A 1,280-nucleotide genomic window follows, 5' to 3' on the forward strand; every position below is an offset into this window, starting at 1 on the left:
CCAGGCTGACTTAACCTTCTCCGTCCTCTCATCGCATTACACTGAAGTATTGGAATATTAACCAATTTCCCATCGACTACGCCTCTCGGCCTCGCCTTAGGGGTCGACTCACCCAGCCCCGATTAACGTTGGACTGGAACCCTTGGTCTTTCAGCGAACGGGTTTTTCACCCGTTTTGTCGTTACTCACGTCAGCATTCGCACTTCTGATACCTCCAGCAGACTTCTCAATCCACCTTCATCGGCTTACAGAACGCTCCCCTACCACTTACACTAATGTGTAAATCCGCAGCTTCGGCATGTAGTTTTAGCCCCGTTACATCTTCCGCGCAGGCCGACTCGACTAGTGAGCTATTACGCTTTCTTTAAAGGGTGGCTGCTTCTAAGCCAACCTCCTAGCTGTCTATGCCTTCCCACATCGTTTCCCACTTAACTACAATTTTGGGGCCTTAGCTGGCGGTCTGGATTGTTTTCCTCTTGACTACGGACGTTAGCACCCGCAGTCTGTCTCCCGGATAGTACTCATTGGTATTCGGAGTTTGCATCGGTTTGGTAAGTCGGGATGACCCCCTAGCCGAAACAGTGCTCTACCCCCAATGGTATTCGTCCGAGGCGCTACCTAAATAGCTTTCGGGGAGAACCAGCTATCACCGAGTTTGATTAGCCTTTCACCCCTATCCACAAGTCATCCCCTGGCTTTTCAACGACAGTGGGTTCGGTCCTCCAGTTAGTGTTACCCAACCTTCAACCTGCTCATGGATAGATCACCCGGTTTCGGGTCTACACCCAGCAACTAAACGCCCTATTAAGACTCGATTTCTCTACGGCTCCCCTAATCGGTTAACCTTGCTACTGAATGTAAGTCGCTGACCCATTATACAAAAGGTACGCAGTCACCAAACAAGTTGGCTCCCACTGCTTGTATGCATGCGGTTTCAGGATCTATTTCACTCCCCTCACAGGGGTTCTTTTCGCCTTTCCCTCACGGTACTGGTTCACTATCGGTCAGTCAGGAGTATTTAGCCTTGGAGGATGGTCCCCCCATATTCAGACAAGGTTTCACGTGCCTCGCCCTACTCGACATCATTATCTAAGCCCTTTCGTGTACAGGACTATCACCTACTATGGTCGCACTTCCCAGAGCGTTCCACTAAAGCTTAGATAACTTAATGGGCTTTTCCCCGTTCGCTCGCCGCTACTGAGGGAATCTCAATTGATTTCTTTTCCTAAGGGTACTGAGATGTTTCACTTCCCCTCGTTCGCCTCATAAACCTATGTATT

General features: G+C 49.8%; 1 rRNA gene. It reads right to left on the minus strand.

The features are described 5' to 3' along the window. Positions 1-1,280: ribosomal RNA gene (locus AC25JC_RS17295) — 23S ribosomal RNA — on the minus strand; the annotation flags it as partial.

The sequence above is a fragment of the Acinetobacter sp. P37 genome (assembly GCF_057480965.1).